The 25,693-nt window shown below is 61.6% G+C and carries 27 protein-coding genes and 1 tRNA gene; 14 read left to right on the top strand and 14 right to left on the bottom strand.

Annotated features, from left to right (window positions below; all coding sequences use genetic code 11):
- Positions 1–11 precede the first annotated feature (11 nt).
- From KUV51_RS07690 to lon, 4 genes are all read right to left on the bottom strand, one after another.
- Positions 12–86 (bottom strand) — tRNA-Val (locus KUV51_RS07690).
- 57 nt (positions 87–143) lie between these two features.
- Positions 144–530 (bottom strand): HU family DNA-binding protein, encoded by a 387-nt coding sequence (locus KUV51_RS07695; RefSeq protein WP_222520952.1) that lies wholly within the window; start codon positions 528–530, stop codon positions 144–146.
- A complete protein-coding gene (locus KUV51_RS07700) occupies positions 457–735 on the bottom strand; it encodes a hypothetical protein (protein WP_222520953.1) in 279 nt (92 codons plus the stop codon). Before KUV51_RS07700 ends, KUV51_RS07695 begins: the two co-directional genes overlap by 74 nt.
- A 75-nt stretch (positions 736–810) precedes the next feature.
- On the bottom strand, positions 811–3,219 hold the full coding sequence (gene lon / locus KUV51_RS07705; RefSeq protein WP_222520954.1) for an endopeptidase La: 2,409 nt from the start codon (positions 3,217–3,219) through the stop codon (positions 811–813).
- 317 nt (positions 3,220–3,536) lie between these two features.
- Here lon and KUV51_RS07710 point away from each other — a divergent pair, with 317 nt between their 5' ends.
- Positions 3,537–3,929 carry a DUF4149 domain-containing protein gene (locus KUV51_RS07710; RefSeq protein WP_222520955.1) on the top strand — a complete coding sequence of 131 codons (393 nt, stop codon included), beginning with the start codon at positions 3,537–3,539 and terminating at the stop codon, positions 3,927–3,929.
- Between the two features lie 204 nt (positions 3,930–4,133).
- On the opposite strand, the gene tgt is transcribed toward KUV51_RS07710, so the two are convergent.
- Entirely contained in the window at positions 4,134–5,261 is a 1,128-nt protein-coding gene (gene tgt, locus KUV51_RS07715) for a tRNA guanosine(34) transglycosylase Tgt (RefSeq protein ID WP_222520956.1), read from the bottom strand.
- Positions 5,262–5,447: 186 nt separating this feature from the next.
- Here tgt and KUV51_RS07720 point away from each other — a divergent pair, with 186 nt between their 5' ends.
- From KUV51_RS07720 to KUV51_RS07740, 5 genes are all read left to right on the top strand, one after another.
- On the top strand, positions 5,448–6,359 hold the full coding sequence (locus KUV51_RS07720) for a hypothetical protein (protein ID WP_222520957.1): 912 nt from the start codon (positions 5,448–5,450) through the stop codon (positions 6,357–6,359).
- A gap of 252 nt (positions 6,360–6,611) precedes the next feature.
- On the top strand, positions 6,612–6,869 hold the full coding sequence (locus tag KUV51_RS07725; protein ID WP_222520958.1) for a hypothetical protein: 258 nt from the start codon (positions 6,612–6,614) through the stop codon (positions 6,867–6,869).
- Between the two features lie 239 nt (positions 6,870–7,108).
- Complete coding sequence (locus KUV51_RS07730) at positions 7,109–7,651, top strand: phosphoribosyl-AMP cyclohydrolase (protein ID WP_222520959.1); 543 nt, start codon at positions 7,109–7,111, stop codon at positions 7,649–7,651.
- A 131-nt stretch (positions 7,652–7,782) separates the two neighbouring features.
- Positions 7,783–8,145 carry an SUF system Fe-S cluster assembly protein gene (locus KUV51_RS07735; protein WP_222520960.1) on the top strand — a complete coding sequence of 121 codons (363 nt, stop codon included), beginning with the start codon at positions 7,783–7,785 and terminating at the stop codon, positions 8,143–8,145.
- A gap of 108 nt (positions 8,146–8,253) precedes the next feature.
- On the top strand, positions 8,254–9,471 hold the full coding sequence (locus KUV51_RS07740; protein ID WP_222520961.1) for a glycerophosphodiester phosphodiesterase family protein: 1,218 nt from the start codon (positions 8,254–8,256) through the stop codon (positions 9,469–9,471).
- Positions 9,472–9,547: 76 nt separating this feature from the next.
- On the opposite strand, the gene KUV51_RS07745 is transcribed toward KUV51_RS07740, so the two are convergent.
- Positions 9,548–9,742: a hypothetical protein gene (locus tag KUV51_RS07745; RefSeq protein ID WP_222520962.1), complete on the bottom strand. Its 195-nt coding sequence runs from the start codon at positions 9,740–9,742 to the stop codon at positions 9,548–9,550.
- 35 nt (positions 9,743–9,777) lie between these two features.
- Here KUV51_RS07745 and KUV51_RS07750 point away from each other — a divergent pair, with 35 nt between their 5' ends.
- Genes KUV51_RS07750 through KUV51_RS07760 form a run of 3 tightly spaced genes read left to right on the top strand, consistent with a single transcriptional unit; the run spans position 9,778 to position 11,368 of the window.
- On the top strand, positions 9,778–10,647 hold the full coding sequence (locus KUV51_RS07750; protein ID WP_222520963.1) for a LysR family transcriptional regulator: 870 nt from the start codon (positions 9,778–9,780) through the stop codon (positions 10,645–10,647).
- A 15-nt stretch (positions 10,648–10,662) separates the two neighbouring features.
- On the top strand, positions 10,663–11,043 hold the full coding sequence (locus KUV51_RS07755; RefSeq protein ID WP_222520964.1) for a HesB/IscA family protein: 381 nt from the start codon (positions 10,663–10,665) through the stop codon (positions 11,041–11,043).
- A 1-nt stretch (position 11,044) separates the two neighbouring features.
- Positions 11,045–11,368 carry a TfoX/Sxy family protein gene (locus KUV51_RS07760; RefSeq protein ID WP_222520965.1) on the top strand — a complete coding sequence of 108 codons (324 nt, stop codon included), beginning with the start codon at positions 11,045–11,047 and terminating at the stop codon, positions 11,366–11,368.
- Between the two features lie 58 nt (positions 11,369–11,426).
- On the opposite strand, the gene KUV51_RS07765 is transcribed toward KUV51_RS07760, so the two are convergent.
- Both KUV51_RS07765 and KUV51_RS07770 read right to left on the bottom strand, forming a co-directional pair.
- Positions 11,427–12,059, bottom strand: coding sequence for an HD domain-containing protein (locus KUV51_RS07765; RefSeq protein ID WP_222520966.1), 633 nt, complete (start codon positions 12,057–12,059; stop codon positions 11,427–11,429).
- The gene (locus KUV51_RS07770; RefSeq protein ID WP_222520967.1) at positions 12,056–12,961 is read right to left on the bottom strand and encodes an isopenicillin N synthase family dioxygenase; all 906 of its coding nucleotides are present in this window, start codon (positions 12,959–12,961) and stop codon (positions 12,056–12,058) included. The genes KUV51_RS07765 and KUV51_RS07770 overlap by 4 nt, the downstream gene beginning before the upstream one ends.
- A gap of 85 nt (positions 12,962–13,046) precedes the next feature.
- Here KUV51_RS07770 and tpiA point away from each other — a divergent pair, with 85 nt between their 5' ends.
- Positions 13,047–13,787 (top strand): triose-phosphate isomerase, encoded by a 741-nt coding sequence (tpiA, locus tag KUV51_RS07775; protein WP_222520968.1) that lies wholly within the window; start codon positions 13,047–13,049, stop codon positions 13,785–13,787.
- Between the two features lie 98 nt (positions 13,788–13,885).
- Here tpiA and KUV51_RS07780 read toward each other — a convergent pair whose 3' ends face one another.
- From KUV51_RS07780 to KUV51_RS07800, 5 genes are all read right to left on the bottom strand, one after another.
- Positions 13,886–15,262: a TRAP transporter large permease gene (locus KUV51_RS07780; RefSeq protein ID WP_222520969.1), complete on the bottom strand. Its 1,377-nt coding sequence runs from the start codon at positions 15,260–15,262 to the stop codon at positions 13,886–13,888.
- 4 nt (positions 15,263–15,266) lie between these two features.
- Positions 15,267–15,956: a TRAP transporter small permease gene (locus KUV51_RS07785; RefSeq protein WP_222520970.1), complete on the bottom strand. Its 690-nt coding sequence runs from the start codon at positions 15,954–15,956 to the stop codon at positions 15,267–15,269.
- A 79-nt stretch (positions 15,957–16,035) separates the two neighbouring features.
- The gene (locus KUV51_RS07790; RefSeq protein ID WP_222520971.1) at positions 16,036–17,034 is read right to left on the bottom strand and encodes a DctP family TRAP transporter solute-binding subunit; all 999 of its coding nucleotides are present in this window, start codon (positions 17,032–17,034) and stop codon (positions 16,036–16,038) included.
- A 245-nt stretch (positions 17,035–17,279) separates the two neighbouring features.
- A complete protein-coding gene (locus tag KUV51_RS07795) occupies positions 17,280–18,509 on the bottom strand; it encodes a sigma-54-dependent transcriptional regulator (protein WP_222520972.1) in 1,230 nt (409 codons plus the stop codon).
- Entirely contained in the window at positions 18,506–20,239 is a 1,734-nt protein-coding gene (locus KUV51_RS07800; protein WP_222520973.1) for an ATP-binding protein, read from the bottom strand. Before KUV51_RS07800 ends, KUV51_RS07795 begins: the two co-directional genes overlap by 4 nt.
- Positions 20,240–20,305: 66 nt before the next feature.
- Here KUV51_RS07800 and KUV51_RS07805 point away from each other — a divergent pair, with 66 nt between their 5' ends.
- Positions 20,306–21,466: a cytochrome P450 gene (locus tag KUV51_RS07805; protein ID WP_222520974.1), complete on the top strand. Its 1,161-nt coding sequence runs from the start codon at positions 20,306–20,308 to the stop codon at positions 21,464–21,466.
- A 222-nt stretch (positions 21,467–21,688) separates the two neighbouring features.
- On the opposite strand, the gene KUV51_RS07810 is transcribed toward KUV51_RS07805, so the two are convergent.
- The gene (locus tag KUV51_RS07810) at positions 21,689–22,156 is read right to left on the bottom strand and encodes an Lrp/AsnC family transcriptional regulator (RefSeq protein ID WP_189368571.1); all 468 of its coding nucleotides are present in this window, start codon (positions 22,154–22,156) and stop codon (positions 21,689–21,691) included.
- A gap of 140 nt (positions 22,157–22,296) precedes the next feature.
- Here KUV51_RS07810 and cysG point away from each other — a divergent pair, with 140 nt between their 5' ends.
- From cysG to KUV51_RS07825, 3 genes are read left to right on the top strand one after another with little or no spacing between them, the layout of a single operon-like run.
- Positions 22,297–23,700 (top strand): siroheme synthase CysG, encoded by a 1,404-nt coding sequence (gene cysG, locus KUV51_RS07815; protein WP_222520975.1) that lies wholly within the window; start codon positions 22,297–22,299, stop codon positions 23,698–23,700.
- Positions 23,700–24,023 (top strand): DUF2849 domain-containing protein, encoded by a 324-nt coding sequence (locus tag KUV51_RS07820; RefSeq protein WP_222520976.1) that lies wholly within the window; start codon positions 23,700–23,702, stop codon positions 24,021–24,023. Before cysG ends, KUV51_RS07820 begins: the two co-directional genes overlap by 1 nt.
- Positions 24,023–25,687: a nitrite/sulfite reductase gene (locus KUV51_RS07825; protein WP_222520977.1), complete on the top strand. Its 1,665-nt coding sequence runs from the start codon at positions 24,023–24,025 to the stop codon at positions 25,685–25,687. The genes KUV51_RS07820 and KUV51_RS07825 overlap by 1 nt, the downstream gene beginning before the upstream one ends.
- Positions 25,688–25,693 lie beyond the last annotated feature (6 nt).

Below are 25,693 nucleotides of genomic sequence, written 5' to 3' on the forward strand. Positions count from 1 at the left end.
TGTGCTTTTGATGGTGGGTGATAAGAGATTCGAACTCCTGACATCTTCGATGTGAACGAAGCGCTCTACCACTGAGCTAATCACCCAAGTTCGCGCGTCTTAGCCAACTGCACGAACCCATGCAAGAGGTCCGCAGCCAAAAACTACTCGGCAGCCTTATCCGTCGCAGCTGCGGGCTCCGATGTGTCGGCCGAACCTTCCGAGGCGGCGTCGCTTTGACGGATACGCGCGACAAACATCCGGCCCGACGCGAGCTTCTTTTCGCGGTTGACCTTGACCTTTCCCAGCGGTTGGAGGTTCAGGGCCCGCCCATCCTTGAGCGCATCGCCCAACACCGCGAGCGTCGCCTCCACCGCCGGTTTGACATCTTTCTTCTTCATGCCGCTGCGCGCGACGACGGCGTCAACAAGTTCCTTCTTGCGCATCATCGGCCCGGCAACCACGGGCGTCGGCGCATCAACAACCACCGGCGACGCCGTGGCCGCCGCCGCCTTCGTTGTGGTCGTTGCAGTCGACTTCGACTTGGCCATCGTTGTGCGCGGTTTGGCAGCGCTGCTGCGCGTTGTCGTGGTTTTCGTGGTGGTTTTCGTTGTGCGGGTCGCCATTCTCGGGCCTCTTCATGTCGGAACTGCTTTCACCAAGTGTTACCGCGAAATGATGAATCGTTCTACATGCGCGAAACAAATCCTCGGGTACGGGTGACATTGTCGCATCTAAATCAACAATGACGAACATTCAGTTGACGGATCGACTGCATAAAGAAGGGCGCGCAAGCAACTGCTTGCACGCCCTTTTTCCGTCTTGCAACGCTTAGTGAGCCGTGGCGCCGGTACTCGTATCGCGTGCAGCCGCCGCTGCGGCAGCCGCCGCCTCTTCCGCAGCTTCATCCCATTCGATGGCATCCGGCGTGGACACCAAGGCGCGTTCGAGAACCTCTCTCACATGCGTGACCGGAATGATCTTCAGACCTTCCTTCACGTTGTCGGGGATGTCGGCCAGATCTTTCTCGTTCTCTTCTGGAATGAGGACGGTCTTGATCCCGCCGCGCAATGCTGCGAGCAGCTTCTCCTTGAGCCCCCCGATCGGCATCGCGTTGCCCCGCAGGCTGACCTCGCCCGTCATCGCGATGTCCTTGCGCACCGGAATGCCGGTCAGCACAGACACGATGGACGTCACCATGGCCAAGCCAGCACTTGGGCCATCCTTGGGCGTGGCGCCGTCGGGCACGTGCACGTGAATGTCGAGCCTGTCGAATTGCGGCGGTTTGACACCGATGTCCGGGCTGATGGACCGGACGTACGAGCTGGCTGCGTCGATGGATTCCTTCATCACGTCGCCCAGTTTGCCCGTCGTTTTCATCCGGCCTTTGCCCGGCAGCTTCAGCGCTTCGATGTGCAACAGATCACCGCCGACGGACGTCCAAGCCAGTCCTGTCACCACACCGATCTGATCATCCTGTTCCGCCAAGCCATAGCGATGCTTCCGCACGCCAAGGAAATCGTCGAGATTCTCGGAAGTTACAACAACTTCCTCAACCTCTTTCTTGACGATCTTGGTCAGCGATTTCCGCGCCACCTTGGCGATCTCGCGCTCCAGGTTCCGCACGCCCGCCTCGCGGGTGTAATAGCGGATGATGTCGCTCAACGCTTCATCGGTCAGTTCGAACTCTTTGGCCTTCAGGCCGTGGTTCTTCACCTGTTTCGCGATCAGGTGCTGCTTGGCAATCTCGCGCTTCTCATCCTCGGTGTAGCCGGCCAGCGGAATGATCTCCATCCGGTCCAGCAGAGGCCCAGGCATGTTGTAGCTGTTCGACGTGGTCAGGAACATCACGTTCGACAGGTCGTATTCGACCTCCAGATAGTGGTCCACAAACGTGCCGTTCTGCTCCGGATCCAATACCTCGAGCATGGCCGACGCCGGGTCGCCGCGGAAGTCCTGCCCCATCTTGTCGATCTCATCGAGCAGGATCAGCGGGTTCGTCGTCTTCGCCTTTTTCAGCGCCTGAATGATCTTGCCGGGCATCGACCCGATGTAAGTACGTCTATGGCCGCGAATCTCGCTCTCATCGCGCACACCACCCAAGGAGATGCGGATAAACTCGCGCCCCGTCGCCTTGGCAACCGACTTCCCAAGCGAGGTTTTACCCACTCCGGGCGGGCCAACCAAACACATGATCGGGCCCTTCATCTTCTTCGAACGCTGCTGAACGGCCAGATACTCGACGATCCGTTCCTTGACCTTCTCAAGGCCATAGTGATCGGCGTCCAAAATGTCCTGCGCCCGGCCCAGATCTTTCTTCACGCGGGATTTCACGCCCCACGGGATCGACAGCATCCAGTCCAGATAGTTGCGCACGACCGTGGCTTCGGCGCTCATCGGCGACATGTTCTTGAGCTTCTTCAGCTCGGCATCCGCCTTCTCGCGCGCCTCTTTCGACAGCTTGGTGGCTTCGATTTTCTCTTCTAGTTCAGCAACTTCGTTCTTGCCGTCCTCGCCATCGCCCAGCTCCTGCTGGATCGCCTTCATCTGCTCGTTCAGGTAATATTCGCGCTGCGTCCGCTCCATCTGGGACTTCACGCGGGTCTTGATCTTCTTCTCGACCTGCAGAACGGACATTTCCCCCTGCATCAGGCCATAGACCTTCTCCAAACGCTCGCTCACCGCCAGCGTCTCAAGCAGGTCCTGCTTCTGATCAACCTCGATACCCAGATGCCCGGCGACCAGATCGGCCAGTTTCGCAGGCTCGGTGGTTTCCCCAACGGCGGCCAGCGCCTCTTCGGGAATGTTCTTCTTCACCTTGGCATAACGCTCGAACTCGTCGGCAACGGACCGCAGCAGCGCTTCGGTCGTGGCAACGTCACCCGGCATCTCGGTAAGATACTCGGCGCGCGCCTCAAAGAAGTTGTCGTTGTCCAGGTATTCGGTGATGCGCACCCGCGCCTGCCCCTCGACCAGCACTTTGACGGTGCCATCGGGCAGTTTCAGCAGTTGCAACACATTCGCCAGCACACCGGCCTTGAAGATGCCGGCGGCTTCGGGATCATCCTCGGACGGGTCAATCTGGCTCGACAGCAGGATTTGCTTGTCGTCGGCCATGACCTCTTCCAGCGCGCGCACGGATTTGTCGCGGCCCACGAACAGGGGCACGATCATGTGGGGAAATACCACAATGTCGCGTAACGGCAGCACCGGGTAAGAGGCGTTGAGTGGCTCTTGCATGCTCAAAAGTTCCTTATCATTGGCAAGACAGCGCGGCCCCGCTTTGCGGCAACCAGTGGCTGTCTCCGTGTGTCGGACTGTTTGATCTGTGATCCCAGCCCATGGGTTTCAAGGTGTATCCTGCCGCGCAAGGGGCAAGGGTGCAATGGGGCCGGGCAAACTGTCCCCAGTTTTTTGGCACAAATTGTCGTGGGTCCACCGATCAAAACCGCAACATAACCGAATGCCAGCGCCGCCGTGCGGCAATCTGCGCGCGGACATGCTGCTTGATCCTTGGGCAGACGGCCTAAATCCCAGCGCTCAGGAGGATTTACCCCATGTCCACACTCGCCCTGTTGCTGACCGCCCTGCTTTTTGGCGGCATGACATTGTTTTCCTTCGGCTTTGCCGCCGTACTCTTTGCCATTTACGGGCCTGATGATGCGCGGCGCGGCATCCGAAACACGTTTCCTCACTATTATTTGTGGGTCATCGCCACCGCAGCCGTGACCGGAGCCGTTGCCTATCCGGTCAGCACGTTGGCCGCCTGGCTTTTGTTCGCCATCGCGCTCAGCACCGCCTATGCGCGGCAAATGCTGATGCTGCAAATCAATGCCGCGACCGACAGCGGCAACGCGGGCCGGTTCAAGATGTTGCACGGGGTCAGTGTGATGATTCAATTGGTGCAAATCGGTATGGCGGGCTGGGCGCTCGCGCTGGTGGCTGGCTGATCAGCGGGGATGGCACGCGCAATGCGCACCAACCCCCATCACTCACACGAGAGTGAGGACCGCCAAAGCGGATACTGAAAACCAAACAAACGAAAATACAGCAAATTGCATGGCGGTCCCCCCCAGGGTGCGTGACATCATCACCATAGCCGCAAGCGCATGCTCCAGCGATGGAGGTATTCCTGACCCCAAAGCACCCCGGGGTCAGAGCGGCTCGATATCCCCTTCGGCCCGTCCAGCGTGGAACGCTGCCTGCCACGCCTCAAACGTGCTGGCCGCAATAGCATCGCGCATCCCCTGCATGATCTCCTGGAAGTAATGCAGGTTGTGCCAGGTCAGCAGCATGCCCGAAATCATCTCCTGCGCGCGGAACACGTGATGCAGATAGGCGCGCGAGTAATTGGAGCAGGCGGGACAGGTGCACTCCTCATCCAGCGGGCGCGGATCGTCGGCATGGCGCGCATTCTTGATGTTGATCACGCCCCGGCGGGTAAAGACTTGGCCCGTGCGCCCCGACCGCGAGGGCAAGACGCAATCCATCATGTCAATGCCGCGGGCCACAGCGCCCACAATGTCATCGGGCTTGCCAACGCCCATCAGATAGCGCGGCTTGTCCTTGGGCAGCTGCTCAGGCGCGTAGTCAAGGCATCCGAACATCGCTTCCTGCCCCTCGCCCACAGCCAGACCGCCAATGGCATAGCCCTCAAACCCGATGTCCTTCAACGCTTCGGCGCTCTCTTCGCGCAGGTCCTGTTCCAGCCCGCCCTGCTGGATGCCAAAAAGCGCATGACCGGGACGGTCACCGAAGGCTTCCCTCGACCTCGCAGCCCATCGCATGGATAGGCGCATGCTCTCGACAATACGATCCCGTTCAGCAGGAAGCGCCGGGCACTCGTCAAAGCACATCACGATGTCCGACCCAAGCAGGCGCTGGATCTCCATCGACCGCTCAGGCGTCAGGGCGTGCTTGGAGCCGTCGATATGGGATTTGAAGGTCACGCCCTCTTCGGTCAGCTTGCGCAACCCGGCAAGGCTCATCACCTGAAACCCGCCGCTGTCGGTCAGAATGGGCCGATCCCAATTCATGAACTTGTGCAGACCGCCCAACCGGTCGATCCGCTCAGCAGTCGGGCGCAGCATCAGGTGGTAGGTGTTGCCAAGTAGAATATCGGCCCCGGTGGCCCGAACGCTCTCGGGCATCATCGCCTTGACCGTTGCAGCGGTCCCGACGGGCATGAATGCCGGGGTGCGAATATCACCGCGAGGGGTCGATATTACACCTGTGCGGGCACGACCATCTGTGGCCTGAAGATCAAAGGAAAAACTGCTCATGGCCCCTCATGCCGCGCGCGCAGGGAAATGCCAAGCCCCCGCACACCGGCCACAGAATGACCTAGCAAAGGACCAAGCGCGGCACATTTGACGCCCGGTTTTAGACAAATTGTACCAATAACCCTTCGCTATTCCCGACGCCCTGCCGCTCCGGCATGGGCAACACATAGCATATGAGGCCTCGCCATGAGCAGCGCAGGACTGACCCCCACGACCGTTACGGTCGAAGACACAGAGAACAAAAAGGGCTGGACGAGTATCACCAGCACATATGACGGCTTCGGATTTCTGGTGGCCAGAGCAACGGTGATGGATGACGGCAGCACTTTGTCGGAAACCTTCTTCGGCCCGCAACGGCTCAGCCTGACGGTCACCGACACCGCGGCAAATGACGCCAATTGGGCGACACGCACGACCGAGTGGAACTGGCAAGGCCAGAAAACCTCGCGCACCACGAACTACGACAACGGCGATCAAATGATTGAAAAATACGATGCCGTCACAGGAAATCGGATTGAACGGATCAGCTTCGACGGCAACGACGACAAGCCGTGGACGTCCGTAACCACGACATATGACAGCACCGGGACGGTCGTGATTGGATCGGAAAAGGTTCTCGACAACGGGCGCATCGAAACCCTGACCTTCGACGAGGTGACAGGCGTACGCACCAGCAGAACAATCGTGGACGGTGCAGACGACAAATCCTGGCACTCCAAATCTCTGACATATGATGCAGATACCGGCGAACTGACCGAACGTGAGATCATCAATGATGACGGCAGCAGCGACGTCATCACCTACGAAAACGGAAAGAAAGCCACGCAGCTTCTGACCGATGGCGATGCGGACACCTTCGAATGGGAGACATTCGAGAGCACCTACGATGCCAACGGACGCCTCGCGCTGACCGAAGAAACCCGTGACGACGGCGACCTGATCGTATCGTCCTATGCGGGGGGTCGTTTGACGGGTCAGACCACCTACGACAACTCCGGCGATGAGGCCTGGCATGTGGAGGAAATCTCGTACAATTCGGCCGGCGATGTCGTTGACACAACCTATTACGATGAATTGGGCAACATTCTCATCGTCTGACCTCAATATTCATCTTTGCTCAAAAAACAGGCACTGTCGCGGAATATGCGGCGGTGCCTTGCGCATTTGAGCCTGCTTCGAGCACGCCACACGCCGCTTTTCCATCATTTAGGCAAGGCCTCGCCGCCCCACCGGCAAGGCTCCGCTCGCACTTCGGACCCGCACTTGCTGACGTAAGGGCAGGCGTCGACTGTCAGTATGTGTTCAAACACCAAGATCTTTTTGAAACGTATTTTCGTAGGGAACATTGTGATGCCCAACAGTTTGTATGGTGAAAAAGACAAAATCATCATTGTTGGCAACCCGAACAATGGCACTGTCTATTTCGGGCTAGGGTCGTGGCGGTTGTCAGCCCTTCAAACTGAAACGTTCAACTCGGAAAATGCGTCGGTCAGTGGTGAACGAACACATCCAGCCGCAGCACAGTCACACATATTCCTCGGTTTCCCCGACAAACTCGTCGAAATCCCATCGAATACTGCGGCGACGCGAAGCCACTCACTGGTTTAACAGCCCTTTCCATACACTCACGGAGGGCGGGCGCACCTGTAACGGGTGCGCCCATTTTCTTCGCCGTAACTCTGCCGACCACTTTTCCCCCGCATCACCGTTTTCAGGTCGAAGGCAAGCCATTGATGCATAAAAACTATGACCAACTGAACGTCTTTCGATTGGTATTGCCGCCTCGCCTTCCCCACGTCCTGGTCACTGCGCCCAGAAGCGGGCGCCCTCAACCCAAGGAGAGCCGCATGCTGAAAACACTCACCCTCACCTCTGCACTCGCCCTGACCGCGACCACTGGCCTTGCTGACACGGCAACACTCACACCGGAGCAAGTGACCGAGTTCCAGACCGCCTGGGGCGACGGGATCGTGAACATCGGTCAGATCCACACTGATGGCGGCGACTACGAAGCCGCAGCACGCGAACACATCGAAACCTTTTATGCGTACGGAGAGGAAGAGGTGCTGTTCAAACCCACGCTCGCCAGCGCCGACCAGTTCCGCGGCACCTTTGACGAGGCACTCTCCTATTTCGTCGGCGGCAGCATCGAAGAGGATGGCGGCTTTGCCATCGCGCCCTACACCGCCGTGCGTTGGGAAAACGAGGGCACGACCATCATCGGCGACACCGCGCTGGCCATGGGCAACTACTTTTTCACCAAAACGGACGGCTCAGAAATCAAGGTAGAATACAGCTTTGGCATCCAGCAAATGGACGACGGCGAGCTGAAGATCGTCCTGCACCATTCCTCGATCCCGTTTACGCCTGAGGACCCCGCAGACACGTAAACTGGATCCTGGCAGGCGTGCCGGACCAGTGTCGGCTGGACCACCACAACGGCGGTTCAGCCGGCATCCAGCCCTTTACCCCTCGCACCCCTTTCCCTATATAAACGGTCAGGAACCAGCACGGGATCGCCATGAACCAGCCCACAGAACAGATGGAAGGCACGCCGCTGATCGCGCCGTCCTCCACAGACCACCCGCTGCACGAAGCGGTGGTCGAAGCGTGCCGCACGGTCTATGACCCCGAAATTCCGGTCAACATCTATGAACTTGGCCTGATCTACACGATCGACATCTCGCCCGAAAACGAGGTCAAGGTGATCATGTCGCTCACCGCCCCCGGCTGCCCTGTCGCTGGCGAAATGCCGGGTTGGGTCGCCGATGCGGTCGAACCGCTGCCCGGTGTCAAACAGGTCGATGTCGAACTGACATGGGAGCCGCCCTGGGGCATGGAAATGATGTCGGACGAGGCGCGCCTCGAACTGGGCTTCATGTAGGCCAACCGCGCGTCACTGATCGTTACAAAACAATCATCAGCGCATTGAGAAACCGTCACACGCAGGCGGCATCCTGACGGGGTAAAGACCCTTTCAAGGATATCCTCCATGCGTTTAACCGCCGCCTGCGTCCTGCTTGCCTCGGCACCCGCTGCCCTTCTCGCAAACGAAACCCTGCCGCCTGTCACCATCGACTACGGCCCCCGCCCCGCCTATCTGATCGACAAGCTGCCCGAGGGCGAACTGAAGTCGAAGCTGCAAAGCTGCCAGGGCCAGACACCGGCCAAATCCGACTTTTCCATCGGCCACCGCGGCGCGCCCATGATGTTCCCCGAACACACGGTCGAGTCCAACATCGCCGCCGCGCGCATGGGCGCAGGCATCCTGGAATGCGACGTGACCTTTACCGAGGATCACGAACTGGTCTGCCGCCACGCGCAGAACGACCTGCACACCACAACCAACATCCTGCTCACCGACTTGGCCGACACCTGCGTCACTCCCTTCTCGTCCGCCAGCGGCGACGCGGACGCGACAGCCGAATGCCGCACATCCGAACTGACACTGGCCGAGTTCGAAACGCTGATCCCCAAGATGGACAGCTCTGACGCCTCAGCCACCACAGCCGAAGAGTATCAGGGCGGCATCGCAGGCTGGCGCACCGATCTCTATACCGACGGCGCGCAACTGATGACGCACGCCGAGTCCATCGAACTCTTCAAATCGCTCGGGACCAAGTTCACCCCGGAACTCAAAACCCCCTCGGTCGAGATGCCCCATAACGGCTTCAGCCAGGAGGATTACGCCCAAAAGCTGGTCGATGAATACAAGGCCGCAGGCATCCCCGCCTCGGATGTCTGGCTGCAAAGCTTCAACCTCGAAGACGTGCTCTACTGGATCGAAGCCGAGCCGGAATTCGGCGCACAGGCCGTCTACCTCGACGACAGCTACGACATCGACGGCTTCGACGCGAACGACCCGGCGACCTATCCCGACAGCATGGCCAGCCTTTATGAGCGCGGCGTGCGCTACGTCGCACCTCCGCTCTGGATGCTGGTGACGATGGAAGACGGCCAAATCGTCCCCTCGGCCTATGCCAAGGAAGCGAAAGCCGCCGGCCTGAACATCATCACATGGACGCTGGAACGCTCCGGCCCTCTGGGTGCGGGCGGCGGCTGGTATTTCCAGTCCATTGCCGAGGCGACCACGCATGACGGTGTCTACTACGAATTGCTGGATGTGTTGGCACAGGATGTGGGCGTCGTGGGCGTCTTCTCCGACTGGCCTGCCACGGTGACCTACTACGCAAACTGCATGGGCCTGTAACCCGTACCCCCGCGCCATCCCCGCGCGCCACAGGCTCGAAAGGGTCGCCGGTCCCCCCGGCGGCCCTTTTTTCGTCTTACAGGCGGCGCAAAACCCACATCAACGCCCGACGACGGCGCTGCTTGCGCTTGCGAATTTGCTCTTCGGCTTGCAATTTTGCAAATACGCGCTGCTCTTGCGCATAAAGGCTGTTCATTTCCAGAGACTTGTAAGGATGTTGCATAAGATGTCCTTTCGTTCTGAAACTTATATGGCGCAGCGCGATCCGCATTGTCAGACCCCGGTTTCGCACCTAGACTTGCAATCATGCAAATCACTGACTGGACAGATTACGGGCTCTTTGCCGCCGTGGCCCGCCACGGCTCGCTCGCCCGCGCCGCACACGAAACCGGGCTCAGCCAGGCCACCCTCTCGCGCCGCATGACGGCCCTCGAACAACGCACGGGCCGCAGGCTCTTTGCCCACGGGGCCGCGGGCTACACCCCCACGACAGAGGGGCGCGCCCTGCTGGAACAGGCCAAAAAGATGGAGGCGGCAGCCCGCGGCATCGCCCATTGGTCCGCGGCCCAATCCGGACCGCCCCGCGTCCGCATCTCGGCAGGCACCTGGACGATGCTCTACCTCGCGCGCCATCTCGACACTTATTGGAGCCAGGGCGACCGCTGGACGCCCGAATTTGTCAGCTGCAACCTCGACATGGACATCGAGCGGCGCGAGGTCGACATCGGCATCCGCAACCGCCGCCCCGATCACGACTGGCTCGCCGGTCGCCGCACCGGCTATGTCGAACACGCGATCTACGCCACTTCTGCGGACGTCAAAGGATGGATCGGCCCCAGCGACGACACCGCCACCCTGCCGTCCGAGGCCTGGACCATCGCCCACCACGCCGAGGACATGGTCGCTGTCTCGAACGATCCGCAGGTGCGCATGGCACTCGCGCAAAGCGGCGTGGGCCGTGTCGTCCTGCCGACCTTCGCCGCCGACACCGCACCGCGCCTCGTCCGCGTGTCGGGCATCGTAGACGCGCTGACGTCCGAAGAATGGCTCGTCTGCCACCAGGACACCCGCCACGACCCGGCGATCCGCGCCGCCCTCGACGCAATCAGCGCTTTCCTCAAACGTCCCCGACCCTTGCGTGAGGCCACCGAAAGCCCTACCTTATCTGTCGGATAACCCCGGAGGTTCCCCATGTTCTCCATCCCCGGCAAACAGGCCGTGACCATCACCGACCGCGCCGCCGCGCAAATCTCCAAACTGATGGAGAAACAGGGCCATTCCGGCCTCCGCATCGGCGTGAAAAAGGGCGGCTGCGCGGGCATGGAATACACCATGGAATATGTGGACGAAGCCGACCCCAACGACGAAACGGTCGAACAGAACGGCGCGCGCGTGATGATCGCGCCAATGGCTCAAATGTTCCTCTTCGGCACGGAAATCGACTACGAAACCTCGCTGCTTGAGTCTGGTTTCAAGTTCAACAACCCCAACGTGACCGACGCCTGCGGCTGCGGCGAAAGCATCTCGTTCAAGGACGTCGAAGAGCTGCAAGCCGAACAGAACGCAGGCTGACATGGCCCTCACAGACGAAGAGATCGACCACGTGCTCGACCTCTTCTCCGGCGTACCTGACCTCTCCACCCGCAAGATGTTCGGCGGCATCGGCGTCTACTCCGCTGGCACGATATTTGCCGTGATGATGCGCGACGGCCGCCTGATGCTGAAGGGCCAGGGCGACATGATCCCCCGCTACGACGAACTTGGCATGGAACGCTGGACCTACCAACGCCCGGGCAAAGCCGAGACCGCAATGCCTTACTGGATCATGCCCGACAGCGCCCTCGAAGACGCCGAAGAAGCCTCCGCCCTCGCCCGCGAAGCGCTAAAGCACCTGTAGGGTGCGCATTCACTGCGCACCGCAACGCGCCAGCAAAGATGCGCGATAAACGCACACCCTACACCCGCGCTTCCCGCGCTAACGTCTCCTGAAACACCCGCATAAACGCCACCCGCTCCTCCGCCATCTGGCGCGCTGGCGGCGTATTCATTGTCTCGGCAATCCCAAACAGCTTCACCTCGAAATGATCCAGCGCATAGGCCCGGTCATCCAGCGTCCGACCCTCGGCCAGCGGATCACCGCCATGCACCAGACCCGCGCCCATCTGCCCCGCCACGTTAAAGCAGCGCGCAATTCCAATAGCGCCCAACGCCTCCAACCGGTCCGCATCCTGCAACACCTGCGCCTCCAGCGTCTCGCACGGATGCCCGGCGGAATAGCTGTGCGCCCGAATGGCATGGGCGACGGCCTCCTGCCCGGGCAGCCCCCGCGCCGCCATCCACGCAACCGCATGATCGGCGGACATCTCAGCCGCTCGCACCCGGCGCGGATCGTCCTTCGGCACGTTCACAATGTCATGCAGATAGGACCCGATCAGAAGCACATCACGGTCGACAGACTTGTCCAATCCTTCCGCAATCCGCTGACAATTCGCCCACACCCGCCGCAGGTGCCAGATGTCATGCGCGCCATCGGTCTGGCCCCACCACACCCGCGCCACTTCAGCTTCAAGGTCACCCTGCAAGCTCATGCTTTATCTTGCAAATGCACGTAGGTCTCTTCAAACCGTGCCGACAAGTGATCGCCCGCCAACATCACCTGTTCCGACCCCTCCGGCGCCACATTCACATCATATGTCGGATTGAAAAACATCGGGATCGAAATGCGCTCGGCCACCCCCCCGACAACCCGATGCGGCGTCGCTTTCACCCGGCCTCCGGTCCAGAACTCCAGCATCTCCCCAAAGTTGATGATGAACTCCCCCGGCGGCGCGCTCACAGGGATCCACCCGCCGCCTCGCTTGCGCACCTCCAGCCCCGGCGATCCATCGGTCGCAAGCAGGGTCAAACAGCCATAATCCGTGTGCGTCGCGATCCCGAAATCCTTCGCGCCGGCCCAATCGGGCCGCGCCGGATAAAAGTTGCCCCTGAGCAGCGCCATAGGCGTATCAAACGCCCCATCAAAATGCGCCGCATCCGCCCCGATGGACCGCGCAATGGCCGTCAACAGCCCCCGCGCCACATCCAAAGCATCGCTGTAATATACAGAAATTACACGCTTAAACTCGGGATCCTCCGGCCACAGGTTCTGCGCATAAAACCGCTTGTCCCCAAGGGGATGTCCCACGGGCAACTGAAACCCCACATCAAAGAACTGCTTGTAATCCGGGTTCGCCTGCGGATCGACCTGCTCCGACCCCGGCGCGCCCCACCCCCGGTTCGACCCGGTTCGCGCCATGTCCACGGCCCGTTTCTCAGTCTCGGGCAAATGGAAGAACGCGCGATACGTCTCAATCGCCTCCTCCACCCGCGCTGCCGACAAGGCGGTGTTGTGAACGGTGGCAAAGCCCACCCCCGTGGCCGCCTCACCAAGCGCGGCCAGGCTCGCCGCATCGCCTGCCGCCAAAGCCGCTGCATCCAACCGTGGGATCATGTCACGCACTCCATTTTGGCGCAGCCCTAGCGCAAGGCGCACCCCAATGCTAGGACCAGCGGGACCACCAAAAGCGGAGACGGACATGCGGCGCAAACTGGCAGCAGGCAATTGGAAAATGAACGGCACACCTGAAATGCTGGCAGAACTGTCCACGCTCACCGGTGGCGAGAACGGCCCGCAAATCCTCATCTGCCCCCCTGCGCCCCTCCTGACCCGCGCCGCTGACGTCACGCTGGGCAGCCCGGTTGAAATCGGTGGCCAGGATTGCCATGCCAATCCAAAGGGCGCGCATACAGGCGACATCGCGGCTTCGATGCTCAAGGACGCAGGCGCCAGCGCGGTCATCGTCGGCCACTCCGAACGCCGCACCGATCACGCCGAGACCGACGCACAAGTCCGGGCCAAGGCCGAAGCCGCCTATGCCGCAGGGCTCACCGCCATCATCTGCATCGGCGAAAGCGAAGAAGAACGGCTCGGTCCCGACTGCCTCGACATCATCGCGGCACAACTCGACGGCTCCACCCCGGACACGGCCACAGCGGACAACACGGTCATCGCCTACGAACCCATCTGGGCCATTGGCACCGGCCGCGTCCCCACGATGGAACAAATCATCGAAACCCACGACATGATCCGTACCAAGCTCACCGCCCGCTTCGGCGACGCAGGCGCAAACATGCGCGTCCTCTACGGCGGCTCGGTCAAACCCACCAACGCGGCCGAGATCTTCGAAGCTGAAAATGTCGACGGCGCCCTCGTCGGTGGCGCATCCCTAAAGGCCGCTGACTTCCAGCCCATCATCGACGCGCTCGCCGCCTCCTAACCTTTCTTCTGGCCAAAAATACTTTCGGGGGAGCTCGAGGGGGCAGACAGCCCCCTCGTCAGAAAAAATAAATCGTGTCGCCAAAGGCGTCATTCAGGTCAGTTGATGATCACTTCCGGGCCCATCATCAGCGTGGGCAACCACGTCGAAATGGCCGGAATATACGTGACCATAATCAGGAAGACGAAGAGCACCGCGAGGAACGGCAACGCCGCCCGCACCACCCGCATCATCGGCATGCCCGCAACACCGGAGGTCACGAACAGGTTCAGACCGACGGGCGGCGTGATCATCCCGATCTCCATGTTCACCACCATGATGATGCCCAGATGAATGGGGTCGATCCCGAGCTCAATCGCAATGGGAAAAACCAGCGGCGCCACGATAACCAGCAGCCCCGACGGCTCCATGAACTGCCCGCCAATCAGCAGGATCACGTTCACGATGATCAGGAACACCACGGGGCCAAAGCCTGCATCCAGCATCGCCGACGCGATCTGCTGCGGGATCTGCTCATCGGTCAAAACGTGTTTCAAAATCAAAGCATTGGCGATGATGAACATCAGCGTGACCGTCAGCTTGCCCGCCTCAAAGAGCGCGTTCTTGGTGTCGCGGTGCACCAGCGCCGTGACAATCGCCCAAGGCTTTGTCAGCAGCGAATGGTTCCGCTGCCCCTCAGGTGTCGCCAGAGGTCCCATGTCCCGATAGACAAACACGGCAATCAGGAAAGCATAGACAGCAGCAACGGCGGCGGCTTCTGTCGGCGTAAAGATACCTCCATAGATCCCGCCCAGAATGATGACGATCAGGAACAGACCGCCCGAGGCGTGCAGCGCGGATTCCCAGACCTCACCCCAGCCCAGCCACTCGCCTTTCGGCAGGTTCTTGACCTTCGCCATGATATAGATGGTGACCATCAGCATGGTTCCGGCCATCAGGCCCGGAATGACACCCGCCAGGAACATCCGCCCGACGGAGACGTCAGTAGCCGCCGCATAGACCACCATCACAATCGACGGCGGGATCAGGATACCCAAGGTGCCCGCGTTGGCGATCACGCCAGCGGCAAAGTCTTTGGTATAGCCCACCTGCCGCATCCCTGCGATCACGATGGAGCCGATGGCGACGACGGTCGCGGGCGATGAGCCGCTGAGGGCGGCGAAGAGCATGCACGCGAACACACCAGCAATCGCCAGACCACCGGGGAAATGCCCCACGATGGCGATCGAAAACCGGATGATCCGCTTGGCCACCCCGCCCGTCGACATGAAGGTCGAGGCGAGGATGAAAAACGGGATCGCGAGCAGCGTGTAGTGCCCGGCCATCGCCTGGAACAACGTCTGTGCGATGGAGGCGAGCGATGTGTCGCTCAGCACCAAGAGAAACAGGATGGACGAGATGCCGAGGCTCACAGCAATCGGTACGCCGATCAGCATCAGCCCGATGACGAGCGCAAAAAGGATAGCGACTTCCATGGGTTCAGTCTCCGGCGTTCATGTGGCGGACGTCTTCGATGGCGTCCTCGGCCTCGTGGCTGACGATCAGAGCATCCGCCTGCCCCCGCCAGATGCGGACAAAGGCCTGCACGAAACGGAACAAAAGCAGCGTCATACCAAACGGCAGGATGAAATAGGGGATGAAGCGCGGGATCTTCTCGTATTCCTCGCCCTCGTTCATGAGGGGTTCGATCCAGCGCATCCACTCGGGCATGGGGATGTCGACCACCTCGTACCAGCCGCGATAGGACGTGCGCTTCATCTCCTCGAACCCCGTGGGGAACCAGCGCCCGGTGGTCTGCGGCAGGTTCGCGAAGTTGGCCCAGTAGTCCCACGCGCCTTTCAGCAGAAGGAAGGCATAGATGATGCAGATGGCGCCCGCGATCAGCGCGAGGATGCGGCGCACGGGCTTGGAAAAGAGGTTCGTGACCGCGTCCACGCCCAGGTTCGCGGTGATCTTCACGGCGTAGGACACGCCGAACAGGATCAGCCACGAGAACAGGAAGGTCACCATCTCGAGGCCCCAGATGAGCCCGGTGTTGAAGCCGTAGCGCAGCACGACGTTGATGAAGGTTACGATGGTCATGCCCGCCAGCAGCAGCGCGATCATCGTTTCTTCGAATTCATGGACAAAGCGGCCCACAGGCCCTTTGGGAACATACGCCCCGGACATCTCGAAACCCCGAATTTTTGTTGTGAGGAAAGCGCCCCGGAGCATGTGCTCCGAGGCGCGGGAACGTCAGGCGGTTGCCTTAGTTCGTGGCGGCGTTAAGCGCCTGTGCTGCGTCGATATTGTCCTGGCCCACGTCATCCTTGAACTGGTCCCAGACGGGTTTCATCACGGCCACCCACTCTTCGCGCTGTGCTGCGTCAAGGCTGCGGACCACGCCACCGGCGTCGATGATGGCCTGCTTGGCTTCTTCGTTCACGCGGGTCGACTCGCCGTTCCGGGTTTGTGTGACTTCGGACAGGATCGTGCCGAGCTGGTCACGCACGTCGTCAGGCAGACCATCCCAGAAGTCGGTGCCGGTCACGACGAGGTAGTCGATGATGCCGTGGTTCGTCTCGGTGATGCCGTCCTGCACCTCAAAGAATTTCTGGCCGTAGATGTTGGACCAGGTGTTCTCCTGCCCGTCCACAACCCCGGTTTGCAGAGCGCCGTAGACTTCCTTGAACGCCATGGGCTGGGGCGAGCCGCCGAGGGCTGCCATCTGCGCCTTGAGCACGTCCGAATTCTGCACGCGGAACTTCAGGCCGTTTGCATCAGCAGGCGAGTTCAGAGGTGTGTTGGCCGACATCTGCTTCATGCCGTTGTGCCAGAACTCGAGGCCTAGAAGACCGCGGCGCACCATGGATTCCTTCATTGCCTGACCGGTTTCGGAGGCCTGGAAGGCGTCGACGGCATTGATGTCCTTGAACATGAACGGCAGGTCGAAGATGCGGAACTGCTTGGTGAACTGCTCGAATTTCGACAGCGAAGGTGCAGCCATCTGCACGTCGCCTTGCAGCAGCGCTTCGAGCACCTGGTCGTCGTTGTAGAGGGTCGAGTTCGGGAAGACCTCCATGCACGCCTTGCCGTTCATTTCCTCGTTCACGCGCTCTTGCAGGAGCGAGGCGGCGATGCCCTTGGGGTGCTTGTCGGTGTTGGTGACGTGGCTGAACTTGATGACGATTTCGCCATCGTCACAGGCAGCGGCTACGGCGCCTGCGCTGACGGTCAAGGCCAGAGCGGCGGCGGTCAGGAATTTCATGGGTCTGTCTCCTCCCAGAGATCGTGTTTTTCTGATGTGTCCCCGCGGGGACAGCGGCATACAGAAAAGCAGACCGTACGGTGGGGTACACGTTTTCTTTTCGTTTACTTATGTGAATTTTATGATTTTTGTTTTATTTCATTTGATTATCTGTCAATATTGATGTTCTCAGGGTGTTGCGTGACGCGCATCTGTGCGGATTTTCGCACTACCCCGCGCAACACCGTGCGGAAAACCACACACTGTTAGCGCCGATAGTCTTCGGGGCGAATCCCGTATTTCTTGAGCTTGTCGTAAAACGTCTTGCGCGGCAGCTTCAGCGCCTCGGCCGCGGCCGAGGCGTGGCCGTTCTGACGACCGAGCGCGGCGACCAGCAAGGACCGTTCGACGCGCGCCATCTGTTCGGCGAGCCCGAGATCGACTGCTTTCGACGCATCCTCGGGCATCCCTAGCACAAAGCGCATGGCGGCACTCATCAGTGAGCGGGCATTGCCGGGCCAGTCCTGCGCCATGAGCGCGGCCATGTGATCGGGCGTCAGCGCAGGTGGGGTCAGGCCCGCCTGCTCGGCCGCTTGGGCCACGTAGTGTCGAAAGAGGATCGGGATGTCTTCGGGCCGTTCAGAGAGGCTGGGGATGCGGATCGGCATCACCTCGATCCGGTAGTAGAGATCGGCGTTGAGCGCGCCCTGCTCGACCGCTGAGCCCAGATTGCGCGTGCTGCCGGCGATCAGGCGGGGGCCATCGCCCGCCTCCAGCGCTTCGAGCAGCGCAAGCTGGCTGGCGTGGGGCAATTGAGTGATTTCATCGAGAAAGAGGCTGCCGCTTTTGGCCTTGTCCAGGGCGTCGGCCAGCGCGCTGGGACGCAGATCGGCGGCGGCGCGTTTCACAAAGGGCGCCTTGGAGCGGAGCGAGGACAGGTGGATGATCTCGGCCACTTTGGAAATCCCGCAGCCGGGCGCGCCGGTCACAAGAACTTCGTTCTCGAGCGGGGCCAGCAGGCGGACGCGGTCGCGCAAGCCTTCGGCCAGATCGGATTCGCCAAAGAGCATCCGGGCTGCCGGGTCGCCGCTTTCGACCAGTTGGCGGAGGCGGCGGTTTTCGAGAACGAGCGCGCGGGTTTTCAATGCGCGTTCAAGAACGGCCAGCAACTCATTGGGTGCGCAAGGTTTTTCAAGGAACCCAAAGGCGCCGTCCCGCATGGCCTGTACGGCCATGGGAATGTCGCCTTCGCCGGTGAGCAGGATCACGGGCAGGTCGGCGTCGATCTTGCGGGTGTGGGCCAGAAGGTGGAAGCCATCGCGGCCCGGCATGCGGATGTCCGACAGGATCACGCCGTCAAAGTCGGCGGTGATGTGATCCTTGGCGACGACAAAAGAGCCTGCCGGGATCGGTGTGCAGTCCGCCAGTTCCAGCGTCTGGGCCAGCGCGTCGCGCACGGCGGCGTCGTCATCGACCAGCAGGACCTTGGTCGTCATGCCGCCGCCTCTTGCGTCCAGGGCTGTAGGTCGACGGTGAAAACAGCGCCCTCTGCACTGTTTTGCCCGTGGATTTCACCGCCGAAGCCCTGAATGATGCCGTAAGAGATGGACAGGCCCAGCCCCATGCCTTCGGACGCGCCGACCTCTTTCGTCGAGTAGAACGGGTCGAAGACGCGGTCGGGGGTTTCGATGCCCGGGCCGGTGTCCGCAATGATGACAGATGTGTCTATGACCGTGATCGTGAGTGCGCGCCTGTCCTGCCCTGCCATGGCGTCGACGGCGTTCGAGATCAGGTTGACGAAGACCTGCCCCAGCCGCACCTCGCCGCCCGAAACCCAGACGGGGGTGTCGGGGGTCGAGAGGTGCAAAGTGACATCCTCGTTCCGGATGCGCGGTCTGGTGAGTTCCACTGCGTCCCGCACCACTTGCGCGAGATCGACCCGCACTGCCGGTTCGCTTTCCTGCCGGGAAAAGGCGCGCAGGTTCTTGATGATCCGCCCCATGCGGCGGGCCATATCCGCGATGCGCTTCAGGTTGTCGCCCGCGCGGTCCGGTTTGTCCCGGTCGAGGAAGGCTTGGGCGTTGTCGGCGTAGGTCTGGATCGCCATCAGTGGCTGGTTGAGTTCGTGGGAAAGCCCGGCGCTCATTTGTCCCAAAGCGCTGAGCTTGCCGGCCTGTACGAGGTCAGCTTGTGCGCGTGCCAGCGCGGCTTGCGCCTGTTCCCGCTCCTCAGCCTCGCGCCTCAGGCTTGCGTTGGTGTCCGACAGTTCGGCCGTGCGTTCCGTCACGCGGGCTTCGAGCTGTGCGTTGGCTTCTGCCAGGGTGCGGCGCCGTTCGGTGGCGAGGAACAGGAGCGCACCGAAGGCGAGGCAGAGCCCGGCGACCGCTGCGGCCTGCAGCGTGGCCAGGCGGCGTGCGGGGGCGACATCCACCAGCGCTTCGCCCGTCATGCCAATGACCGGGAGCGGACGGACAAGGTGGAGCGCGTTTTGCGGCAGGTACGGCCCCCACCCCAGCTGCCAGACCTCGTGCCGCCCAAGCTCGTAGCTGTCGAAGGGCAGCGCCGGTCCGTCCGTCGGCTTGAGCCCTGCCCCGGTTTCGGAGCGCTGCCAGTAGACGATTTCGGAGCGGTTGGTGATGAAGACCCGGTCGCGCGCGTCGGTGAAGAAGACCGCCGGGTTGGAGCCGACCCAGTCCCATTCGATGCCGGCAAGGTCTGCCGTGACGACCACCGTGCCCACCACGTCGGACCGGTTGTCGAACACGGGCGCGGCATAGGCGAAGACGCGGATGCCTTGCGCGGTGCGCCCGTTGCCCCAGCCAAGCGCCCCTTGCGCGGCGCGCTGGACCAGCGGGCCGATGTCGAGGCCCGGCACGTCGGGTCGTGCGGCCGCAAGGATCAGGCCACCCGCGTCCGTCAGGCGGATGTCCTGGGCCGCCGTCTTGTCCGCGATGTCCAGAAACAGTGCCTCGGCCTGGGTGATGTCCTCGCCCGCCAAAGCGGCGGCGACGCGGGGGTGGTCGGCCACAAGAACGGCCAGTTCGCGGTAGCGCTGCAGCTGCCCCGTCAGCCGGTCGGAGGCCAGCGCGAGGTCGGATTGCCCCTGCCGCGCCAGTTGGTCGAGTGCCTGGAAGTAGCCGTAGCGCCAGACCCCGGCCGCTGCTGCCGCGACCAGGGCGATGAAGCCCAGCACCACACTGATCCGTCTGACATATCCGTTCGACATGGCGCGCACCCTAGCCTTGCCCGTTGTCGCTTGCCAAGGCGGCGCGGGCCTGAGACATGTTGGTCCATGTTGATCCAGTCCCCCCATGACCCCGCCTTTGTTCAGGATCCCTATACCTTCTATGACCACGCGCGGGCCGAAGGTCCGGTGCTGTATTGGCAGGATTACGGGATGTACGCCGCCTTTGACCATGCGACGGTGCATGCGCTGCTCAGGGATCGTCGGTTGGGCCGTGCCGTGCCGGGGCGTGCGGCGGCTGCGCCGCATTTGGCGGAGTTCGATGCGGTGGAGCGGCATTCGTTGCTGGAGTTGGAGCCGCCGGAGCATACGCGGCTCAGGCGCTTAGTACTTCATGCCTTCACCTCGCGCCGGATTGCGGGGCTGGAGGGGGATATTCGGGCCATCTGTGCCGAGTTGCTGGCGGGGCTGCCCGACGGGCCGTTTGATCTGATCCCGACCTATTGCCAGCTGGTGCCGGTGCGGGTGATTGCGCGGCTGCTGGGGGTGCCGGAGGAGATGGGTCCGGACCTGCTGCGCTGGTCGTCGGCGATGGTGGCGATGTATCAAGCGGGTCGCACGCGGGCCATTGAGGACGCCGCGAACGCGGCTGCGGGTGAGTTTTCGGCCTTTCTGGCCGGCTACATCGAAGAGCGGCGCGATGATCCGCGCGATGATCTGATCACCGAGTTGATTGCGGCCGAGGACGGGGGCGAGACCCTGAGCCGGGAGGAGATGATCGGCACCTGCGTGCTGCTGCTGAACGCGGGGCACGAGGCGACGGTGCATAGCCTTGGCAATGCGGTGAAGGCGCTGGCGGAGCATGGGGCGCAGGGCGCGCTGGCGCAACCGGAACGATGTGTGGAAGAGGTCATGCGGTATGACCCGCCACTGCATATGTTCACACGGCATGTTTATGAGCCGATTGAGGTGGGTGGGCATAGCCTTGGACCCGGCGATGAGATTGCACTGATGCTTGGGGCGGCGGGGCGTGATCCGGCCGTGTTCGACAAGGCCGATCAGTTTGATCCGGGCCGGGTGAAGAACGCCCATGTGGCCTTTGGCGGGGGCCTGCATTTTTGCGTGGGCGCGCCGCTGGCGCGGCTCGAGATGCAGATCGCGCTGCCGATACTGTTCGAAGCGTTGCCAAACCTCACGATCGCCGAACAGCCCCAATACGCCGACAGCTACCATTTCCACAAACTCGACCGGTTGATCGTCACAGCGTGAGTCGGGACCGGGTCAAGGATGGCCGCAGGCCACCGCCAAAGGCGGCTTGTCCTTTACACGGGCGCGACTCACATCACCCTCGCACAGGTCCGTTTAGGACGCACTGCGCCCTAAACGACCTCTCAGCAGACTATCAAGAGCGTCCAATCTTGCGCAGCGTCAAAGGCAGAGCGTCGCCTCACCGCTGGCTGAATTAAAAATGCGCGGTAGCGCTCTTTCGGATTACGTTTCCAGCGGGAGCATCGTGGTGGACTTGATCTCTTCCATCGACAGAAGGGCCGTGACGTTGTGGACCCGCACCTCGGAAATCAGCGCCTGGTAGAAGGCGTCATAGGCACGCGCATTTTTCACCCGCACTTTCAGAATGTAGTCGATGTCACCAGCCAGCCGATGCGCCTCTTGCACCTCCGGGCGCTCCTGAAGCGCACGCAGGAATTTTGCCTGCCAGTCGGCCTCGTGCTCGGAGGTGCGGATGAGGACAAAGAAACAGGCCTCGAACCCCAAAGCTTCGGCATCCAGCACAACGGTCTGCTGGCCGACGACGCCCGCCTCGCGCAGTTTGCGAATCCGGTTCCAGACGGGGGTCTTTGATGATCCAACGGCCTTGGCGATATCATCCAGCGATTGGCTGGCGTCACGCTGCAGCTCGGCCAGAATTTTGCGATCCACGTCGTCGATGCGAACAGACATTCCAAAGGGCTCCAATTCGGGAAACAGGCGTTCTGCGCCTGCAAACAGATGGAACAATCGTCCTTATCTACGCCGCTGTCTAGCGCCAAAGGGGGAAATTTTCCTATATTGAGGGCCAGTTTTCGCGGATCGAGGCCCAGATGAACCACTTTCCCATCTTCCTGAATACTGCTGGTCGCCGGATCGTGCTGTCCGGTGGCGGCGATGCAGCGCTGGCAAAGTTGCGCCTTCTGATGAAGACGACGGCGCATATCACGGTATTCGCGCCCGAAGCCGATGACCAGATCAAGACATGGGCCGCGGACGGTAAACTGCGCCTGATCGACCGCGCGATGGAGCCGGGCGATACGCTGTGCGCTGCCCTGTTCTATGCCGCGGACGAAGACGACGCCGAAGACAAACGCACCGCCGCTATCGCGCATGCGGACGGCGCGCTGGTCAACATCGTAGACAACCTCGCCGACAGCCAGTTCATCACCCCCGCCATAGTGGACCGTGATCCGGTCACCGTCGCCATCGGCACCGAAGGGGCGGCACCCGTTCTTGCCCGCGCGATCAAGGCCGACCTGGAAGAACGCCTTCCCACATCGCTGGGGACGCTGGCCCGCATCGGCAAGGCATTCCGCAAGGCTGCAGACGCCCTGCCCTTTGGCCGTCCGCGCCGTGACTTCTGGCGCGACTATTACTTCAATGCCGGTCCCAAGGCGATGAGCACGGGCGAAGAGGCTGTGCAGCCTGCACTGGACGATCTGCTAGCCGATCACCTGATGCGCGATGCGCGCAAGGGCCATGTCGCCTTTGTCGGCGCAGGTCCCGGTGATCCGGAACTTCTGACCCTCAAGGCGCGCAAGGCGTTGGATGAGGCGGACGTGGTGATCTACGACCGGTTGATCTCCAAGGAAATTCTCGAACTGGCCCGCCGCGAAGCAACCATGATCGATGTGGGCAAGGAAGCCTTTGGCCCCTCCACCCCTCAGGAGACGATCAACGATCTGATCGTCGAACATGGGCTCAAGGGCAGCCAAGTTGTGCGCCTCAAGTCCGGCGATGCCACCGTCTTTGGCCGTCTGGACGAAGAGATCGAGGCCGTGACCGAAGCGGGCGTCGATTATCACATCGTGCCGGGTATCACTGCCGCCTCCGCTGCGGTCGCGTCCATCGGTCAGTCGCTCACGCGCCGGGGCCGCAATTCCTCCGTTCGGTTCCTGACCGGCCACGACACGCGCGGCTTTGCCGACCACGATTGGAAGGCGCTGGCCAAACCCGGTGAGGTCGCCGCCATCTACATGGGCAAGAAATCGGCCCGCTTCATTCAGGGCCGCCTGATGATGCACGGGATCGATCCCGAGACGCCGGTGACCTTCGTGGAAAACGCCTCGCGACCCGATCAACAGGTCCTGTCCACCACCGTAGCCGAGATGGAGCCGACGCTGACGGAAGCCGGTCTGGGCGGCCCTGCCCTCACCTTTATCGGCTTGGCACCCCGCGCCGCACTTGCCGCCGTTCCCGACATTCCAATGCCCCACATGCAGGAGGCACAGTGATGCCCAAAGCCTTCACCCCCAAAGTTGTCACTGCCAATCACCTGTTGGCGGGCGACGTGATCTACCAGACCGTCGATGGTTGGACCCGCAAACTGGATGAGGCCGAGGTGCTGACCGATGAAGCTGACGCCGACCTGCGCCTGATCGAGGCCACGCAGCAAGTGGACGAGGTCGTGGGTGCCTACCTGGCGGATATCGCGGTCGAGGACGGCAAACCCGTCCCCACGCACTTCCGAGAAGAGTTCCGGGCCAACGGCCCCAGCAACTACGCCCATGGCAAGCAAGTGGACCTTGCGCCGGGCGCATATGAGGACGCGAACTGATGTATAGCTATTCCGAGTTCGACACAGCCTTTCTGGCCGAACGCAACCGCCAGTTCCGCGCGCAGGTGGAGCGTCGGATTTCCGGCGCACTGACCGAGGATGAGTTCAAGCCACTGCGCCTGATGAACGGGCTGTACCTGCAACTGCACGCCTATATGCTGCGGGTTGCCATTCCCTATGGTACGTTGTCGAGCGCCAAGATGCGCAAGCTCGCCGAGATCGCAGAGCGCTGGGACAACGGCTATGGCCATTTCACCACGCGCCAGAACATCCAGTACAACTGGCCCGAACTGAAAGACGTGCCCGACATGCTGGATGCGCTGGCCGAGGTGGGAATGCATGCCATCCAGACCTCCGGCAACACGATCCGCAACGTGACGGCCGACCACTTTGCAGGCGCGGCGGCAGACGAGATTGCCGACCCGCGCCCGGTTGCCGAACTGCTGCGCCAGTGGTCCACGGATCACCCCGAGTTCCAGTTCATGCCGCGCAAGTTCAAGATCGCCATCACCGGCTCGCCCAATGACCGGGCCGTGACCAAAGCGCATGACATCGGGTTGCGCATGTTGGAACGCGATGGCGCGAAGGGTTTCGAGGTCATCGTCGGCGGTGGTCTGGGCCGAACCCCGATGATCGGCAAGGTTATCAACGACTTCCTACCCGAAGCCGATCTGCTGCCCTACCTTGAAGCGATCGTATCCGTCTGGAACCAGATCGGCCGTCGCGACAACAAGTACAAGGCGCGGATTAAGATCACGGTGCACGAGCATGGGATCGACGAAATCCGCCGTCTGGTCGAAGAGCGCTTTGTCGAGACGCGAAAGGCCTTCTCTGGTGTTGACCAGCAGATGCTGCGGGAGATCGAGGGGCATTTTGCGCCGCCCGCCTTCGTGCAGGCCGACACTGCGCCTTACACACAAGCGCTGCAGCACTACCCGGCCTTCCGCGCCTGGACCGACACCAACGTGACGCCGCACCGCGATGCGGACCACGCCATCGTCACGATCAGCCTGAAAAAACACGGGGCGACGCCCGGCGATGCGTCTGCTGCGCAGATGCGCCTGATTGCCAGCCTCGCGGAAACCTATGGCTACGATGAAATCCGCATCAGCCACGAGCAGAACGTGATCCTGCCGCATGTGCACAAGGCGTCGCTGCCGTCGATCTATTCGGCGCTCAAGGCCGAGGGGCTGGCGACAGCCAATATCGGGTTGATCAGCGACATCATCGCCTGCCCGGGCATGGACTATTGCGCGCTGGCGACGGCCCGGTCGATCCCGATTGCGCAGGAGATTGCAACAGCCTTTGACGATCTGAAGCGCGAGCACGACATCGGCCAGCTGAAGATCAAGATCTCGGGCTGCATCAATGCCTGCGGGCACCACCACGTGGGCCATATCGGCATTCTGGGCCTCGACCGTTCAGGGGTGGAGAACTACCAGATCACGCTGGGCGGGGACCATACCGAGACAGCCACCGTGGGAGACCGCGTGGGCCCAGGCTTCTCCGCCGAAGAGGTTGTACCGGCCATCGAGCGGATCGTGGACACCTATCTCGATCTGCGCACGGATGAGGATGAGGCGTTCATCGATACTTACCGCCGCACGGGCCTCGCCCCGTTCAAGGCCGCCCTCTACCCCGAGACGAAGGTGGCAGCGGAGTAGAATCCC

The sequence above is a fragment of the Tateyamaria omphalii genome, from assembly GCF_019802125.1.
GTDB classification, from domain to species: Bacteria; Pseudomonadota; Alphaproteobacteria; order Rhodobacterales; family Rhodobacteraceae; genus Tateyamaria; species Tateyamaria omphalii_B.